At 41.9% G+C, this 18,182-nt stretch carries 17 protein-coding genes and 2 pseudogenes; 5 read left to right on the top strand and 14 right to left on the bottom strand.

Annotated elements, in window-relative coordinates:
- The first annotated feature begins 282 nt into the window (after window positions 1-282).
- The gene (locus AB4185_RS05235) at window positions 283-705 is read left to right on the top strand and encodes a phage protein (RefSeq protein ID WP_102333346.1); all 423 of its coding nucleotides are present in this window, start codon (window positions 283-285) and stop codon (window positions 703-705) included.
- 80 nt (window positions 706-785) lie between these two features.
- On the opposite strand, the gene AB4185_RS05240 is transcribed toward AB4185_RS05235, so the two are convergent.
- From AB4185_RS05240 to AB4185_RS05250, 3 genes and pseudogenes are all read right to left on the bottom strand, one after another.
- Window positions 786-1,085, bottom strand: coding sequence for a hypothetical protein (locus AB4185_RS05240; protein WP_229647984.1), 300 nt, complete (start codon window positions 1,083-1,085; stop codon window positions 786-788).
- Window positions 1,086-1,334: 249 nt separating this feature from the next.
- Window positions 1,335-1,723: pseudogene (locus tag AB4185_RS05245) on the bottom strand (hypothetical protein).
- A pseudogene (locus AB4185_RS05250) lies at window positions 1,720-1,968 on the bottom strand (M15 family metallopeptidase); the annotation flags it as partial. The pseudogenes AB4185_RS05245 and AB4185_RS05250, both read right to left, overlap by 4 nt.
- A gap of 244 nt (window positions 1,969-2,212) precedes the next feature.
- Here AB4185_RS05250 and AB4185_RS05255 point away from each other — a divergent pair.
- Window positions 2,213-2,887, top strand: coding sequence for a hypothetical protein (locus tag AB4185_RS05255; protein ID WP_372135042.1), 675 nt, complete (start codon window positions 2,213-2,215; stop codon window positions 2,885-2,887).
- A 449-nt stretch (window positions 2,888-3,336) separates the two neighbouring features.
- Window positions 3,337-3,939, top strand: a complete 603-nt coding sequence (locus AB4185_RS05260) for a DUF2971 domain-containing protein (protein WP_102333350.1) — start codon at window positions 3,337-3,339, stop codon at window positions 3,937-3,939.
- A 100-nt stretch (window positions 3,940-4,039) separates the two neighbouring features.
- Here AB4185_RS05260 and AB4185_RS05265 read toward each other — a convergent pair whose 3' ends face one another.
- From AB4185_RS05265 to matP, 4 genes are all read right to left on the bottom strand, one after another.
- Window positions 4,040-5,260, bottom strand: a complete 1,221-nt coding sequence (locus AB4185_RS05265; RefSeq protein WP_017066879.1) for a hypothetical protein — start codon at window positions 5,258-5,260, stop codon at window positions 4,040-4,042.
- 144 nt (window positions 5,261-5,404) lie between these two features.
- The gene (locus AB4185_RS05270; protein WP_017059671.1) at window positions 5,405-5,716 is read right to left on the bottom strand and encodes a hypothetical protein; all 312 of its coding nucleotides are present in this window, start codon (window positions 5,714-5,716) and stop codon (window positions 5,405-5,407) included.
- A gap of 105 nt (window positions 5,717-5,821) precedes the next feature.
- Window positions 5,822-6,130 carry a DUF3634 family protein gene (locus tag AB4185_RS05275; RefSeq protein ID WP_017059672.1) on the bottom strand — a complete coding sequence of 103 codons (309 nt, stop codon included), beginning with the start codon at window positions 6,128-6,130 and terminating at the stop codon, window positions 5,822-5,824.
- Between the two features lie 23 nt (window positions 6,131-6,153).
- Complete coding sequence (gene matP / locus AB4185_RS05280; protein WP_102321156.1) at window positions 6,154-6,609, bottom strand: macrodomain Ter protein MatP; 456 nt, start codon at window positions 6,607-6,609, stop codon at window positions 6,154-6,156.
- A gap of 189 nt (window positions 6,610-6,798) precedes the next feature.
- Between matP and AB4185_RS05285 the strand changes: the two genes are divergently transcribed.
- Together AB4185_RS05285 and fabA are read left to right on the top strand one after the other, a co-directional pair.
- On the top strand, window positions 6,799-8,451 hold the full coding sequence (locus AB4185_RS05285; protein WP_372135044.1) for an AAA family ATPase: 1,653 nt from the start codon (window positions 6,799-6,801) through the stop codon (window positions 8,449-8,451).
- Between the two features lie 70 nt (window positions 8,452-8,521).
- Window positions 8,522-9,037 (top strand): bifunctional 3-hydroxydecanoyl-ACP dehydratase/trans-2-decenoyl-ACP isomerase, encoded by a 516-nt coding sequence (fabA, locus tag AB4185_RS05290; RefSeq protein ID WP_017059675.1) that lies wholly within the window; start codon window positions 8,522-8,524, stop codon window positions 9,035-9,037.
- Between the two features lie 252 nt (window positions 9,038-9,289).
- Here fabA and rmf read toward each other — a convergent pair whose 3' ends face one another.
- The 7 genes from rmf to pyrD form a co-directional block, all read right to left on the bottom strand.
- Complete coding sequence (rmf, locus tag AB4185_RS05295) at window positions 9,290-9,463, bottom strand: ribosome modulation factor (RefSeq protein WP_017059676.1); 174 nt, start codon at window positions 9,461-9,463, stop codon at window positions 9,290-9,292.
- A gap of 161 nt (window positions 9,464-9,624) precedes the next feature.
- Complete coding sequence (locus AB4185_RS05300; protein ID WP_372135046.1) at window positions 9,625-11,316, bottom strand: DUF3466 family protein; 1,692 nt, start codon at window positions 11,314-11,316, stop codon at window positions 9,625-9,627.
- Window positions 11,317-11,325: 9 nt separating this feature from the next.
- A complete protein-coding gene (locus AB4185_RS05305) occupies window positions 11,326-13,242 on the bottom strand; it encodes an ABC transporter ATP-binding protein (protein WP_372135048.1) in 1,917 nt (638 codons plus the stop codon).
- On the bottom strand, window positions 13,220-13,480 hold the full coding sequence (locus AB4185_RS05310; protein WP_019823251.1) for a glutaredoxin family protein: 261 nt from the start codon (window positions 13,478-13,480) through the stop codon (window positions 13,220-13,222). The genes AB4185_RS05305 and AB4185_RS05310 overlap by 23 nt, the downstream gene beginning before the upstream one ends.
- A gap of 25 nt (window positions 13,481-13,505) precedes the next feature.
- Window positions 13,506-15,626, bottom strand: a complete 2,121-nt coding sequence (gene rlmKL / locus AB4185_RS05315; RefSeq protein WP_372135050.1) for a bifunctional 23S rRNA (guanine(2069)-N(7))-methyltransferase RlmK/23S rRNA (guanine(2445)-N(2))-methyltransferase RlmL — start codon at window positions 15,624-15,626, stop codon at window positions 13,506-13,508.
- A 507-nt stretch (window positions 15,627-16,133) separates the two neighbouring features.
- Entirely contained in the window at window positions 16,134-16,682 is a 549-nt protein-coding gene (locus AB4185_RS05320; RefSeq protein WP_017063848.1) for a cell division protein ZapC, read from the bottom strand.
- Window positions 16,683-16,888: 206 nt separating this feature from the next.
- Complete coding sequence (gene pyrD, locus AB4185_RS05325) at window positions 16,889-17,899, bottom strand: quinone-dependent dihydroorotate dehydrogenase (RefSeq protein ID WP_017063847.1); 1,011 nt, start codon at window positions 17,897-17,899, stop codon at window positions 16,889-16,891.
- Window positions 17,900-18,182: the final 283 nt, after the last annotated feature.

Here is an 18,182-nt window from a genome sequence, read left to right on the forward strand (position 1 = left end):
CATAATACGCAGTCACTGTATGTGAAATCTGAGGGGTTTCAATGCCTTAGTCCTTGCAGATTTTGCACACGGCGCCGGACTAAGTCCTTAATGTCGTTGGTTTTATGGATTTTATCTGCACGTTTATGCACGTTGAGTTCAATATTGTTGGCTATACTTTGTTTTCGTGTCTCTGATTTTTGCGCTCACGTGTTGCCGTTTCCAGAGACTTTCTACTACAAACACACTTTATAAGGAGAAAAAAAACTTTGCGCGCTTGTCTTAATTTTTGAAGGAGATCACATGCTCACGCCACACTTTGCGGATCTCGTGCACGATCACTTTGGTGATATCCACGACGCCGCGGCCTTTTTTCACGTTCAACCAATCACAGTCCAACGATGGCTCTCAGGTGAAGTCCCTGTGAACCCGATGGCCGAAAAATTGATGAACATCCACGCTCGCGGTTACTTGCCGTTAGACTATCGTTGGAATGGATTTAAGGTGCACTTTGACCGTGCTACCTTGATCACGCCTGAACGACGCGAGTTTAATCCGAAAGAATTGCTCAGTTTTGCGTATTGGCGCGACGAACATCGTCAGCTCGTTGAACGCCACGGCCGAATTGATTCCCCAAAGTTTTACCCACCTAAAGAGCATCCTTTGCCATTTCGTGGCGGTCGTCGTATGCCAGCGAAGCCTTGGGTGCCTACCAAATTCAAATAACAACAACACCCACACGTGATAAATTTCTCGCTCTCCAAGGAGTAATTCTCGACATAATGTAAAGTTGTTGACTTGCCAGCCTATGCTAAGCGCTTCATTTCTTTATTTATTTCTGTAAAAATCAGTTCAACATCTTTCGAAAGTTTTTTGTAATCTTCAGTGATTTGTTCCTGACTTTTGTTAGCTAAAAAGAACAATTTCTTAGATGCTTGCATAATCAAATCCACATGTTTAGCTTTAGGGTCGATCAAATTAGCGGAGGTCCATCTTATTATTGACTTTTCGGTAAGACTAAAAAGAGGCTCTTTATATAAATTAAAACTATTCACGATTTTTACAGCATCACGCTGAGATTCAATTCTATTTTTAAATTCACTCATGATCACTTGATTCTACTTATTAAGGACTTCATCCATGTTTCTATCTGTGGGATGACTTCAATTGCGATATCGATTTGAGATTGAGTAAGGTTTTCCCCTACTCCTCTGGTGCATAATATTCTAGCTGATTCCAATATACTAAAAGCTTCTTTGTCTATATCTAAACTTGACGCCCCTAGATTACTGCTAGAGCGCCTCGAAAAATCTGGCTGATCTGAATATCCAAGGGAATAACATGTAGCAAAATTTCTAATTGAAAGAAAGTAGGTATCGCAGCATGGCGCGCATGCCTAGCGTATCAACACAACAGCACCGACTACAAACCAATAAGGGTTAGGGATGTTCTGCAGTGCATTGAAGCCTTGTTCGACGTATGGCGCGTAATTAGGAATGAAAGACAAGATGAGAGGCACGAAGACGACTAACAGGATAAATTCATCCTTAAATCCCCTATCTCGAATGCTGATGTCATCAAGGTTACTGGCCTGCTCTTCGCCATTTTGTAATCGACGTACCCTCGCCTGATGCTTCTCATTTTCGAGTTCATCTTTACGCTTTAACGCCTCAGCTTTGTTTTGATTGAGCTGCTTATACGTCGCTACGCCACCGGTCACAAGATTCAATAATGCGCCAATCATGGGTACACCAAACGATTCAATTCAACATGTGGACCATCTCTAAGGCTTTTCCAGTCACCGCCCCAAATGATAGAGACATCAAGCTCCCTAGCCGCTTGTTTAAAGGCTTTGCTGATGGCTTCATAATACTTAAAGTCCCATGTCACCTTGCTATTTTCATCGTAAGCCACGAAATCAATCGCATGCCCGGATTGATGGCGACTTGGACGTTTGTGGCCGTCTAATTGGCTCAAGCCTTCCTGATAGAACTAATGTTGGTTGGTGTAGAGAACCTAGGTCATAAAGAGACATTTTCAGAACACTATAAAAGCCGATTGACATAAGTCGCACAGAGCTTGACTGAGAAACACCAAATACACGGCTTTTTTGCTCATCAAGCTAATCAAAATAACTGATTGGATAGTTAAAATAACCATTTTAAATCAATGATATAAAATTATTTGCAAGTTTCATCTATACTCCGCGCCTTTATTAAACGGAGCCCTAACTTTGCAAACAAACAATTATCAAAAACAAGCGATGATCTTATTTGCACTATTAACAATTGGGTCGGCTTTCGTTAACGCTTACGGAATGAACGCGACCATAGGTGAACAGCTCTTAGCCTTCATTTCGTCGCTTATCAGTTATATTGTTATTGTCTCTCTGTTCTTAAGGTTCGCTAACGTAGACGTTATTAATTCCAAATATCGAACCTTGATTGGTGCAAGTTTTGTTTGCATAACCATCTTAGAGAATGTTTATCCTATGGTAATATTCAGCAGCCATGCACTTACTAGAGAGTACTATGTCATTTTTTCCATTAAGCTAGTCGTCAATAGCTATGTAGCGAACGTGATAGTTAATGAAATCAATGTACTTGGCCAGTTTTTGAAGGCACCACTATTAGATTCCATACTAATAAAGATCAAAGCACGTTTAGACTCAAAAGCGGATGCTAGTCGAGTATATAAAAAGCTATACCCTGTATTAGAGGTGCTTCTTGAGCAAGGCTATAGTTTTGATTCACAAGAAGTGAGTAGGATTGTCAACGTGTTGGGAGAACTGCCGGCATCAGGAACAAAACGAAAGAACTTCGCCAATTTATACTTAAGAGATGAAATCACTTTGCGTAAGTTGCCTCGTGATCCTTCATACTTCGACGGCCAAGCCCTTTGGCATTAAACTTCTTAAAAAAACACGCTCGATGTTCATGTGGTGGTTGATTTATAACTCGTTGAATTTGAGGGATTGATGTTTCTGTTAATAGCTATCTAATGGCAAGGAAAGATCTGAGCTTCGCCTTTTTATACAAAACTAATCAACTTAAACCTTATTCATAACTCCGTAATGGACAACATTCACCTCACAACTTTCAAATGCTGAAACTCAAGCAGTTAAGCCAAACATAAAAGTTACGTTGTATCTTATTTTCAACAAGCGAATGTTAGATTACTGTCGCTCAGCTGCCAGATAAACCACTTAAACAGGCTACTATTTCATGTTTAAATTTTGATCTATCAAACAGTTATATGAATATATTTGGTGATTAGGCAATCAAATGCTATGCACTCAGGTATCAGCTATGAATTAAAGTGTTAACATCAGGCAATTTTGTAAACTAGGTGTTTGATATGTTGCCTAAACTTTATAAGTTCAGATCCCTCCATGATAGAAACATACAGTCGATTGCCGAGTGTTCGCTGTGGTTCGATTATGCTAAAACTTTCAATAACCCTTTTGAATCTAACCACATATTCAAGAATGAACTTCAAAACAATTTCAAGGTTATGTGTTTTTCTCAATCCAGCGACCACCCTATACTATGGTCTCAGTATGGCGACAACTTTAAAGGTATGTGCATCGAGTATGACCTCAACTGCTATAACGGTGAGGCCAACCTCAACTGTTTCGAAGTCCAATACGAAGATGAGCCAAGCATGTTCCACTCAGCATCGTTGGGGGAATTGCAAGGAGCTGAATTGGGATCTGAAATGTTCAAGGTTAAGCACTCTAATTGGTGCTACGAAAAGGAATACCGCTGGGTATTACCTGATGACGAGATGATCGGAAATAAACTCTACCTTAATAGAGAGTGCCTAAGCTCGGTGATTCTGTCAGAGCACGCTCCTGCCGACAGGAAATTGAAAGTTCTGATGACTTGCCAGCGCCTTGGTATCCCTGTTAAACACGCAATAGCAAAGCAAGAGTCGTTTACCTTCGAAGTGGTCAGTTAAGTAGAGTGTAATCCTACTGTTTAGCGCCAAAACAAGACATTCACATAAAGTTACAGCGCAACAAAAAAGAGAGCGACATTAATGAGACTCTCTCTTTTTATTACATGTTCACCGTAAGCTTTCCCAATCCTTTATCTTGCATCTGCTCAATCGTCGCGATAGACATTTGAACAGTTGAAAACCAATAAGGTCGGTGCTTAACGTTAAATAGTTCACTATTATCTAACGCCTCGAAAACAGAATATTTTCTACCTTGAGCCAAAGCTGCACCATAAACCGTTCGCTCAAGTACTGGAATGTCATTCACTTCCTCTAGAAGTGCCCTCTTGATGAACTGATTTCCAGGGCTCCAATCTATAAATTCAACGAGGTTTTTTAGTAGCTTAAGCTCTAGCTGCTCGACCATTGATTCAAGAAACTGTGTGTTTGGCATCACCTCAGTACAAGCATAATATTCGTCATGCTTGTCACTTGCTTCACGATAACCAAGCATCGTTTTTACCAATGCGTCTTCAAACGTTGAAGAAAAGTGGTTACAAATTAAAAACAAAGGCAGAACTCTCAACACACCAAGTAAAATGCCTACGTTAGGATCTTTAACCGACGTTTCTTGAAGTCGAATTCGAGTCGCATTTGACGTCACGACCAAGTGTTGCCAAACCTTAGGTGTGATGTGTTTAATGTTGCCATCATTCCACTTAATCAGCTGTTGACTCATTAACAATGGGAACAATAAACGACAATTTTCTATTCCTATTTGTCGTGCTGCAACTTTTGGATCGAGAATTACCTTAGATTTCTTTCCATATTTATCTGCAAACTCTTGATTGGAAACAAACTCGATTAAACTTGAGCTCAATGGCCTACTTTTCGCGGATATTTCATGGAGTTTGGAAAAGTTTAAAGATGGCGAATACGCAACACTAGCGAACTGATTGTAATCGGGTAAGTCTGAAAACAACGAACTTATTAAGGTACCTTGAAGCTTCTCAAGCATTAGCGCAGAAGCGGCATTGCTGACATCATCGATAACGTATCGTAAGGTTTGTTGCTTCGCGTCGACTTTTTCACGATGAGCATTGACTCTATCCTGCTCGCAGCGCAATAAAATACGTTGATTGTGAGATATGCGGTCAGATTCATCAAATATGACACTATCACAATACCTATTTTCCAAACTTAGTAACGTGTCTACTGTAGATTGTGCGAGCTTATATTCAGGTGAGATTAACCATCGATTAAAGCGAGCTTCAACATTGATTGAGACCTTCCTTGAGATCTCAACTACTTCAGGGGTATAACTTTTATTTGCTAACAACAACCGTGACTTTCCTTTGCCGTAAATGCTCTTGTATCGGCATATCCTGCCTTTATAACAAAACTAATATTAATAGAAATTAGAGATTGGTTCACGAAATTGTTTCAATAAAATTAAGGATATTTAGTTATAGTGCGTTGAGAGTGGCTAGTGTGTGATATGTAGCCGGATATACTTTTCTGGAAAGCTGTATTTGAACCTTTTCTTCGTCGGTAGGTGTTTTTTCGCCTGCTTGCAAACTTTACTATCTCCAGACGTTCTCACCTTTTTGATTCTTGCATAACCTTTAGAGTGCTTCATCTCAATCATCAGATCGCAATAACCCTCGAAATCAACATTACTCTTGTTGAGCCCTTTCATGACGGTGACTTTTATCTTTTTAGCTACAGGATTAACCAATGCATCGTCGGGAAAAGCGACTGGGGATAAAAAACATAATAGTAATACTAGATATCTCATACTGCTCTCTCTTTGTTGAGGGTGAGAACAGTATGCGGAGATTTAAGAGAAATGAAGGATTAACTTAGTATGAGGATTGACCAGCTAACGCGTAACTCTCAACGATTACGCTTTCTTTGAGCCTTTAGACTTAAAACCATTATGCGGGAACACGTTACGAATACGTTGCTGTACGTTTTTAGGAACATCTTTAGTGAACTTGAGATTGTAACCAGAACGTTTTGCATACACTTTTAGCTCGCCTTTAAAGGTATTGTTATGACCAATCTCTTGAAGGTTGTGCTTAAAGCTCGGTGGAAGATGCCCTTTAACTTGTTCGATCGCCCCGTCGCTAAATTTAATTTTCAATACCGGTCGATCGACTGCTACTAACCAAAAAACTAATACCGCACCGATTAAGATTACGTACATCATAATGTCACCACTACTGTTGATGGTTATTTATCGTCAGAAAGGAGCTTGCTTAAGTCTTCTTTGAGGCTAGTCACCGTCTTGCTGGCCTGCTCACTACGAGACGCTTCGCTAACCAAATACTCGATGGCATCTGAGAGCGTACAACCTAGCTCGTTCGCACGTTGAGATAGCTTTTCCCATACACGGTAATCAAGGTCGATTGATTTCTTCTTTGTATGAACTTGTTCAGCATTGAAGTGGCGTTTTCGCTTAGCTCTGATCGCTTGTTTAAGCTTGTTATCGAGCTCAGGAGACATGTTGTTAGATATCCACTCAGGGACACCTGTAGGTTGGTGTTCAAGCTTCAATAAGGCTTTAACAGCAACGTCAGCTTCACTTGAATCTATGTGGCAGGTGATCGACTCGCCTTCTTTCCATTTTTTGACCAGATAGTTCCATTTCCAACCACATTCCAAGTTTTCAAGTTGCTGATATTTCATGTCTAATCTCGAGAGTTAATCCTAGTGACAGCGTAACCCAAAATAGGCTATTTAACAATTATGATCTTGAAAGAATAGACCAAGATCATACTTATATTAGCTTAGTGATTAGTAACTACAACATAGAGCTACAAGCGAGATCGGTTTTTCTATATACTCCCTACCTCATTATCATAATCAGAAACTTAAATGACTCAAGTAGATTGGCGACATGTTACGCCTCAGTACGACGAATATAGCGCTCAATTAGAGCAATTCCCTGACATCTCGCCTTTCCCGTTTTCAGATATTCAACATAGATTCAAAGATGCGCTAACCCGCTTTGTCCGTTTGTCTAACCTTTCGCGTGTTTTACTTGTAAACGCTCCAGACAATTCGATCTATCGTCAAATGATTGTTGAATCTCTAGTCACTGCTTTAGATGATCACACTCTACCGGTTATAAAAACTGAGTCTTTAAATGCTGTCTCTCTGTTTGACCAAGTTCAGTCAAAAGACGGTAAGGTTGTAGCGACAAAGCCCGGCCTACTGGCTAGAGCAAACAACGGCTATCTGATCGTTTCAGCAAACTTGATCTTGGCCAACCCAGGAAGCTGGTTACTGCTTAAATCAGCACTGCTTGGTGAAGTCGTAGAACCAATCAGCAGTAATCCAGAGCACTTGAACCAATCCCCGACTTTGCCTTTGACTTACAACATTAAGTTGATTGTGGTTGGAGACAGAGCTCAACTAGGTGACCTTGATTACCTGGACAGCGATATTCAAACCGGTTTTTGCCTATTTAGCGAAATTGAACAAGATATCAAGCTCTCTGAAGAGACTTTGACTCAATATCTTGGTTACCTTAAGTGGCTTCAACAACGTTATGAATTGCCAACCATCACGCAACAAGCGTTGACGGGCATTCTTACTGCCGGAGCAAGAGAAACGGAAGATCAAAGCTATATTCCATTATGCCCTATTTGGCACAATGCATTATTGAACGAAGCTCTGATTGAAGCCAACAATGGTGAGATTGATATTCACCATATCCAACAAGCTCAACAGCACAAATATAACCGCGAATCTTACCTACCAGAACGCGCCCTTGATGATATTCGAGATGGCCAAGTCATTATCGAAACCGAGGGCGAACAAGTTGGTCAAGTTAATGGATTGACGGTCATCGATGTACCGGGACACCCGATATCGTATGGTGAACCTGCACGAATTTCCTGTGTTATTCACTTTGGTGATGGTGATATTGCCGATGTTGAGCGCAAAGCCGAACTTGGTGGTAATCTTCATGCAAAAGGTATGATGATCATGCAAGCATTTGTGAGCAGCGCACTCAACCTTGAAGATCCGCTACCTTATGCCGCTTCTGTGGTATTTGAGCAATCGTATTGCGAAGTAGATGGCGATAGTGCTTCTCTTGCAGAGCTTTGCTCTTTGGTGAGTGCTTTGTCTGAATACCCTATCAATCAACAAATTGCGGTTACAGGTGCAGTTGACCAATTTGGACGTGTGCAAGCTGTTGGCGGGCTAAACGAGAAAATCGAAGGCTTCTACCATGTGTGTAAGCACAACGGCTTAACTGGCGAACAAGGTGTGATCCTTCCAAGATCGAATTTAAGGCACCTCGCACTGAAGCCAGACCTTATTGAAAGCATTAAGAATGAAGAATTCCATATTTGGTCTGTGTCTAATGTAGATGAAGCAATTCCTCTCATTATGAACAAACCATTTAGAGACGATGAACAAGAAAGCGTTCTGAGCAAAATCGCGGAACGTATTGAAAACTTTGAAAGACATGAGCACCCTATTGGAATCGTTGGACGCATTAAAAACTGGTTTGTCTAGTACTGATCGGACTTGTTTAGCGTACACCTGTTCACTAATATGCACCTATCAAAAATCGGAGTAATTGATAATGCAAAACAAACGTGATTCTTACACTCGCGAAGAGCTTCTAGCATCAAGCCAAGGCGAACTATGGCCACAAGGCCCTCAACTACCAGCACCGAACATGCTAATGATGGATCGCATCACTAAGATGTCTGAAACTGAAGGTGATTACGGTAAAGGTTTAGTTCTTGCTGAGCTGGATATTACTCCTGACCTATGGTTCTTCGATTGTCACTTCCCAGGTGACCCTGTAATGCCTGGTTGTCTAGGCCTTGACGCAATGTGGCAGCTGGTTGGTTTCTACCTTGGTTGGGTTGGCGGCGAAGGTAAAGGTCGTGCTCTAGGGGTTGGCGAAGTGAAATTCACTGGTCAAATTCTGCCTACAGCGAAAAAAGTAACTTACGAGATCCACATGAAGCGTGTTGTTAACCGTCGTCTAGTTATGGGCCTTGCGGATGGTCGCGTACTTGTTGATGGTAAAGAGATCTACGTTGCTAAAGATTTGAAAGTTGGCCTTTTCCAAGATACGTCAGCATTCTAATCTAATAGTTAGATTTTTAGTAAAGCAGCCCATGGCTGCTTTATTTTCGTTTCAATAAATTTAGTTATAGTGCATTAAAGTATCCCGTATTAAGCTTGAAACAGGATAAATCCACCAGCGATACGCTTATGATAGCGAAACTAGAATGCTACATAGCTCTGGGAGTCTTTGTGTTGTTCTGAAACTAACAAGGCTCCAGCCGTTGTAATCAACAGACAATGGAGCCCTGACCTTGAATTCTTTACGCCCTATCTACTTATAGAGACCTGATTGCTTGTCATCTTTGGCGTCACGCCATCCACCTAACCAATAAGACCGAGAATCCATTTGGCTATATGGGCAAGCTTCTTGCGACCGTCCATTTAAACCAGCCTTGTAGCCTTGAGATTGTGCTCGTTCTAGTCGATCACGCTTTTGTCTCTTCATAGTGCAGTCCTCATACGGGTGTTCCATTTACTAACATACAATGATTACAACTTTACGGAGTTTTTGTGACTCCAACTTTAAGAATCGGTCAAATTTTCACTTTTCTCAAGGCGAAAAAAAGCCCGAGTTCAGAATTGTGAACTCGGGCTCAGGAGATAAAATTATTTAAATTTTCTGCGGAACCCTAATAGACCAAGCACAGTCAAAGTTAACCAACCTAGGCTACCACCTTGACGATCAACTTTTTCTGTATCAGCGCTGCGAGTTTGAATATCATCTTTCGTCGCACCTACAATTGGTACAAGCTTAACCGCAACAACCTCTTCTACCGCATTTGACGATGCACCACCACAGTATGAGTTGTGAGAAGTTGTGTCATATGCTTGTGCCTTGCCACCAACCGTACACTTAATTGCGGTTGCAGAGATCACACCAGCATCATTGATGTCAGTAGCATCAATAATTCGGAACTTGTTGTTCTCTCCGGAAACATTACCATCATTTGTTAGATCATCTAACCACCAAGCCTGACCGTTAAAGATGTCTACACGACGAGCTTCAGTTGATGAAGACACGTTATAAGGATATATAAAGCCTCTGTGTCTTCTTTCACTACCATCAACCTCACGAGTGGTTTCTGCATCTATTTGGCCAACAAACTCATTAAAGTTGTTAACTGCTTTAGCTTCACCGCTCGAACCGCCGAAGAATATACCACCAGACAAATACGTTGCTGTCGGGTTTTTAGCATCAGTTACAACAAAAATCTTGTTACCCGCACTACCACTTTCTGGCACATAACCATTACGCTTAGAATAACCAACAGCAAACAAATTCTGGTTAATATCAGTCGCAACGGAGTTACTGTATCTAGCATCGTCATTCGATGAACCAGACTTAACCTCTGCACCGCTAATTTGTGTAGTTGTCCATGTTGCGCTGGTAAGGTCAAGTGAATCGCTCACAAAAACACTGGCATTCATGTCTTGTAGGTCGCCATTGCCATCTGCTGTATTATAGCCAACACCATAGAAAACAGAGTTTGATTCAACAATTGAACGCATACTGCCTTGGGCAAAGTATTCATCTTGTTGAGCATTTCCACTTCTGATCCAATCAATCTCTTTTGTTGTAGTACCATCCCAGATAGCAGCTTTTGAGCTAAATGTTGTATCCGAAGTGTCTGTTTTTGGACCTGCCGTAGATACACTACCTACATTATAAACAGTACTGTTGCTTGCCGTAATCGCTTTCCATGCACGAGTTTCAGAGGTGCCAGTAGGCCCAGCCGTCGTCGTAAACATCGCATTATTACGGATACCACCTTCAGATTTAACACCTAGTGGTTGAGCATTATTATCTAGAGAGTTAATGACCGTATTACGAGTGTCAAATGTCGCGCCGCCTTCAACAAATGCTTTTGCATTGACGTAAGTTAGGTCGAACCTTTCCTTACTCCAAGTATCATTCCAACGGTTTTGCGCCCAACTCTCACATGTAGAGTATCTTAGCTCTCTATAACAATAGTTTTCGAAATCATCGAACTCTTGGATGTATTGGAACGGAGCGTCCATCGCGAATGGTACTTCTTCACGATAACTTACAGCCTCGACCGTATTGCGAGTTTCACCAGCCAATTTAAAACTATCACATGCAACTCCGCCAACGGTACCAGTCGTAAAACAACTTTCTGTTCCGGTTACCGTCGCAGGCTGAATAGCTACACCAAAGATTTCAGACGCACCAGTAATTGAAGGCGTTACTTCAACTACCTTGTAAAGCGCAGCGTTGGCATTAGTTGCAGCCAAAACTAGGGCTGCAACAGTTGTTAATTTGAATTTAGTACAAGTCATTATTACTTCTTAACTTTCCTGTTGTAGTGCCTCGAGCTCTTCCCAGCGCTCAAAAGCAACTTCAAGCTCCTGCTCTGCTGCAGATAGCTTATCTAATACTGGTTGTGTCTGCTCTACAGATTTTGAAAAGAAGCTTGGATCGTTGACTTCTTCCTGAAGAGTTTCAATTTGAGTTTCCAATTCTTCCAAACGCATTGGTAGCGCTTCTAGTTCTCGTTGTAGCTTATACGATAACTTCTTAGGTTTAGCCTTAACTGGCGCAGTTTTGGGAGTTTCCTCAACTACTTTCTCAGGCTTTGATGGCTTTTCAACCTGTCGGTACTCTAATGCTTGCTTTCTTTGCTGCTGAGCATCGTGGTAACCACCAACAAATTCTTCAATAACGCCATTACCCTCAAAGATCCAACTTGTCATCACTGTGTTATCAACAAACTGACGATCGTGACTCACTAAAAGCAGCGTACCCTGATAGTTGGCAAGCAAATCTTCTAAAAGTTCCAAAGTTTCGATATCTAGATCGTTGGTTGGCTCATCGAGAATCAACAAGTTGTTCGACTTAAGGAAAATACGCGCCAATAACAGACGGTTTTTCTCACCACCAGATAGTGCTTTAACAGGAGTGCGAGCACGTTTTGGAGAGAATAAGAAATCTTGTAAGTAGCTTAGAGCATGACGCTCACGGCCACCTACGGTCACTTCTTGCTTACCATCCGCGAGGTTATCAATTACAGACTTCTCAGGGTCTAGAATTTCGCGGTATTGGTCAAAGTAAGCGACTTCAAGCTTAGTACCACAATGCAAACGACCTGAATCAGGCTTAAGCTGGTCAAGAAGCAGCTTAAGTACCGTACTCTTACCACAACCGTTAGGACCAATCAGAGCGATACGATCGCCACGCATGATGTTGAAGCTGAAGTCCTTAACAATTTCTTTGCCTTCAAAGCCAAAGTTAAGATTCTCAGCTTCAAATACAATCTTGCCTGAACGCTGGCCATCGTCGATTTGGATAATCGCTTTGCCCTGCACTTCACGACGGTTCAAACGTTCTTCACGTAGCTTCTTAAGCGCACGTACGCGACCTTCGTTACGAGTTCTACGAGCTTTAATGCCCTGACGAATCCATACTTCTTCTTGAGCAAGCTTCTTATCGAATTCAGCGTTTTGCATCTCTTCGACACGTAACGCTTCTTCTTTATCTAATAGGTAGTTTTCGTAATCGCCAGGGAACGAGCTCAACTTACCACGGTCAAGATCAACAATGCGTGTTGCCATCGATTTAATGAACGCACGGTCATGCGAGATAAAGATGATTGAACCACGGAAGTCTTTGAGGAAGCCTTCTAACCATTCGATTGTCGCAACATCCAAGTGGTTGGTCGGTTCGTCGAGTAGAAGCACGTCTGGGTCACATACAAGCGCACGAGCAAGCGCCGCTTTACGCTGCCAACCACCAGATAAATCAGTCAGTTTTGTTTCAGCCGTGAGTTTAAGCGCAGCCATTACGTTACTTACGCGATCTTCAAAGCGCCAGGCGTTCGCATGATCCAGTTGCTCTTGAACACGAGTAAGACGATTTAGGTTCTTTTCACTAGGGTCAGTACCGATGAGATCCAGAAGATCATGATAGATCTTCAGCTGTTCACCGATTTCAGCTAGGCCACCAGCAACGTAATCATAAACGGTACCTTGCTCATTGCGCGGTGGATCTTGCTCAAGGCGCGACACAACCACATCTTGTGTGATTTGCATCTTGCCGTCGTCCATGATGATGTTCCCAGACAGGATTTTCATCAACGTAGACTTACCAGCGCCATTGCGCCCTACTAAACACACACGTTCGTTTTCTTGCAGTGCGAAGTCCGCACGATCTAATAACGGGTGATCGCCAAACGCTAATTGCCCATTATGAATTGTAAGTAATGCCATTCTTCTTTAACCAATCATTAAGTTCTAACAAGCCAAATGGCCAGTTAAGCTCTGAGCTTTGAGAAAGGTCAGAGCTTTCAAATTTGAGCACCGGAATAGTGACCCCGTAACGGGAAAAGAGCTCATCATCAAATGCAATGTCAACAACGTTGACGTGATGGCTAATGTTTAACTGTTCCGTGAGTTGGAATGCCATCTCACATAGATGGCACCCTTCTGTACTGTAGAGAGTCAGCACTATATATCCTTATACGATCTCTTAACTACTTATGTGTAATCAACCAGCAGTTATGAATGTGCTTATTGCGAGAGAAGTCCAATGGAAGTGTCTTCGCTGAGATATTCTGAGCCTTAAGACCTAACTCATCTAGAGCTTCCAAGTCCATTTTGAAGTGACGCTTGTTGTTAGAGAACACAATCGTGCCTTCTTCACGAAGAAAACGTTTAAGGTTTTCCATCAGCTGAATGTGATCACGTTGAACATCGAAAGATTGATCCATACGCTTTGAGTTAGAGAACGTAGGTGGATCAATAAAGATCAGATCATAAGAACCCTGCTCTTTAGCTAGCCATTGTAGACAGTCAGCTTGAACAAACTGATGTTGACGACCAACACGACCGTTAAGCTCCATGTTCTCTTTCGCCCACTCTAGGTAGGTATTAGACATATCAACAGTAGTTGTAGAACGAGCACCACCCACAGCAGCATGAACAGATGCACTTCCTGTATAAGCAAACAAGTTTAGGAAATCCTTACCTACGGCCATCTCACCGATACGACGACGAGTGATCTTATGATCTAGGAACAACCCGGTATCTAGGTAATCATGAAGATTAACAATCAGCTTAACGCCATACTCGTTCACTTCTAAGTTCGATGAGTCTTGAGCCAATTTCTGGTATTGAGAACGGCCTTTCTGTTTCTGACGAACTTTAAGCACAACGTTGTTTGCTTCTACGCCTGTTACTTGAATAGAAGCACGGATGATATCGGTTAAGCGACGTTTAGCCTTCTCTTCCGGTACATCTTTAGGCGCTGCGTATTCTTGAATCACAAGATGACCTGGGTATACATCAATCGCTACATTGTATTCTGGTAAGTCCGCATCGTAGATACGGTAGCAATCTAATTGCTCTTTCTTAGCCCACTTGCCAATTTTACCGATGTTCTTTTTAAGACGGTTCGCGAAATCAGGTGCAATCAATTGTTCTTGCTCGCCTGATGGACGCTCAGACATCGGACGATCTGAAATTGAGTAGTTCTTTTGGTGACACGGTAACGCACCGTTGTTCAACTTGAACTGTTTATCTGCACGCATGCGTAAGCAGCTTAGTAGCTCGTCTGAGCTAGAGAAGATAGATGCGTTACAGCCACCAAATTCAGCTTTGAGCTGTGCACCGAATGCTGTGTAAAGTGCAATAAGACCCGGCTCGGTACCAAGACGTTCACCGTAAGGCGGGTTAGAAACAATCACACCATCAGTAAACTCTGTAGGACGCTTAAGCTTTGCAGCATCGCCTACTTCGAATTCAATCAACTCTTCAACACCGGCACGACGAGCATTGTCACGCGCAGTTTTGATCATACGTTCATCATTGTCGTAGCCATAGAACTTACATTCCACTTTCTTAACACCACGACGACCTTGAACGTTCGCTTCAGCTTTCACTTCAGCCCATAGCTCTGGTTCGAAATCTTCTAGTGATTCAAAACACCACTTCTGACGTTTAACACCTGGAGCCATGTTTGCAGCCATCATCGCCGCTTCAATCACTAACGTACCTGAACCACACATTGGATCTAGGAAAGGCTTAGTTGCGTCCCAACCACTACGAAGAAGAATCGCGGCAGCAAGAGTTTCACGTAGTGGTGCTCGACCTGATTCAGGACGGTAACCACGTTGGTGAAGACCGCTACCTACCATATCAACACCAAGAATCGCTTTATCACGGTGTAAACGAACGTGGATACGAATGTCTGGGTTCTCTTTGCTGATAGAAGGACGAGGCAGAGATTTCTTCTCAAAGCAATCAACAACGGCATCTTTTACTTTCATTGCACCGTATTGGCTATTACGGATTTCGTTGTTCGTACCATTGAAGTCAACAACAAAACGCTTAGAGCTATGGAATTGATTTACCCAGTTAACCGCAGTGGTTGATAGGTACAAATCCATGTCGTCCATACAAGTGAATTCAGAAAGGACACGTACAAATCGAGAAGCCAAACGGCTCCACAAACAACAACGATAAATTTGCTCATTGGTCGCTTTGAATTTAACACCTGCTTGAACAGGTTTTGCGTTTGTAATCCCTAGTTGGGTTAGTTCTTCAACTAATAAATTCTCAAGGCCGTTTGAGGTAACCGCTAGATATTGATTCATAGTGTTCTTTTATTGATAAAAATGAGTTCGATTATACCTGAATTTGTAACTAGAGCATCACACTAAACACGTCTTTTCATTGAATCTTTCGACTAACTGGCTAGCAAATGCACAGTCTTGAAGCGATCGCTTACCCACATCCCCTTAGAACATAAGACCTATCAAACCAACTTCATTTCTGACCACTTATTAACCAAAGTAGCAATGTGAATTTATATTCACCTCAAAACTGGTATATACCAAATGAGATTTATGGATGAAATTTAACTACAAAAGACCAAAAACAGGGAATAAATACGGTAGATTTACTCTTCTGGCGATGAAAACGGGCAGAAATTAAGGTGAAAAAATAGTCGTAAGTTCACTATTTAAATGGTTAAGCCGTGATGTATTTATCAGGATGAGGTTTTTTAGGCACAAAAAAATCGGCTAATGAGCCGATTCTGAGGAAGGTTTATACGTTTGTGTGCTGCGATGCGTGGTTGAAATGATGTTCTAGATTAGAGGTTAACCTACCATCGCTATGTGTGTCTGATGAAGGATAGCGTTCGCGTCTACCATTCTATCGTGCATCACCTTGATTGAGTCTCCAAATCGCAGTCCTTTTGAAGGCGTTAACAGGAACTCTTCTAGGTCAACAAATGCACATAGGCTCGCACACTCTCCCACTTCTAATACAATGAAATACCCTAAGCTATGCTCGTTATTCATTTGTACAATATCCCCTTCTTGAGGATATTCATGGCCAGTACCTTGTGAGTCGAAGAACCAACTCTTAGGCTGTACAGGCTTATGGAAACGCTTTGCTGCCACACAATAGAGTGCTAATTCAGCTTGACGAGGCTCAGACAGTTCTAAGCCAGAAATTTGTTCTTTGAAGGTTTGGTATGAAGATGCGTCATCAACGGTGAATTCATTATCTCGAAACGCGCAGTCCACCAGCTTATTGCGGACCAGATTCGTTTTGAAAATCATATCCTCTCCGAGGTTTAGCATTAATGAACATTGCTGCTCATCGTAATACCAACTCCATGTATCGCTAGGTTTAAGCATCATTTCGTCTCACACTGTTGAACCATTCCATTAGGTAAAACGCAAAATTACCTTCAATTACAGTAATTTTACTGAGCAATAGGCAAAAAAAAAGAGGAAATGAATTCCTCTTTCTTGTCGCTTTTCTCTACAACTCAGTGAGTTACAGTGTCTCTTTTATTAAGACGATGCCAGATTGTCGCTTTTCAGAAATAAAAGCGTCTTGCCGTTTAAAGATTTTTAACGATGTCACCTACAAGGCCTGGACCTTTGTAAATGAAACCAGAGTAAACTTGTACAAGCTTAGCGCCTGCCATCATTTTCTCTTTTGCAGCAACATACGAGTCAACACCACCTACTCCAATGATCGGCAGTTTGTCACCCAGCTCTTCGTGAAGTTTACGAACTACTTCAGTACTACGAGATTGAACAGGACGTCCACTTAGGCCACCCGCTTCATCACAATGTTTCATACCTTCAACGATTGAACGATCCAATGTTGTGTTTGTTGCGATCACACCATCGATCTTATTTTTGATCAATGATTCACAAATTTGGCGAATTTCGTCGTCGCTTAGATCCGGAGCAATCTTAAGAGCAAGAGGAACATATTTACCATGCTTCTCTTCCAGTTCAGATTGTTTCGTTTTAAGTTCAGACAATAGATCGTCTAGAGCTTCGCCGTATTGTAGAGAACGAAGTCCTGGAGTGTTTGGTGAAGAGATGTTCACAGCAATGTAACCAGCGTATTGATATACCTTCTCCATACAGATCAAGTAATCTTCAGCGCCCTTTTCAATTGGTGTGTCTTTATTCTTACCAATGTTAATGCCTAAGATGCCATCGTAGTTCGACTTCTTAACATTCTCAACAAGGTTGTCGACGCCTAGGTTGTTAAAACCCATGCGGTTGATGATACCTTCAGCTTCAACAAGACGGAATAAACGAGGTTTGTCGTTACCCGCTTGCGGACGTGGAGTCACTGTTCCTACTTCTACGAAACCAAAACCCATTGCGCCAAATGCATCAATACATTCGCCGTTTTTATCTAGGCCAGCAGCAAGGCCAACTGGGTTTTTAAAAGTAAGACCCATGCACTCTACAGGTCGGTGAGGTAATTGTTGGCGATACAAAAGATCAATAGGTGTGCCTGTGAAGCGCTTGAAATTTTGAATTGCAAGATCATGTGCCTTTTCGGCATCAAGTTGGAAAAAGCCAGTTCTGGCTAGACGGTAAAGCATTGTGCCTCCGATAGAAAAAAGCCCCGTGTAAACGGGGCGCTATTATTTACTTATTTACCCAACTATTCAATCTATTACTGTCTGTAAGGGTAAGATAATCAAGTTTGCTAACGAATGAGGTTCATTATTAAGCAAACGTTATCGTTTCTTCAAGTTATTAAGCCATTTCTAATCTCAACCTTAGTACAGCCATCAGGTCACTTAACAACAAACAACGTTTGCGTCGAAGTTTGTTCTTCAAAAGTCGTTAGGCCTATTGTTTCCACTTTACCGAAACGAAAAA

Source organism: Vibrio sp. 10N.286.48.F5, assembly GCF_041469785.1.
Lineage (GTDB): Bacteria > Pseudomonadota > Gammaproteobacteria > Enterobacterales > Vibrionaceae > Vibrio > Vibrio crassostreae_C.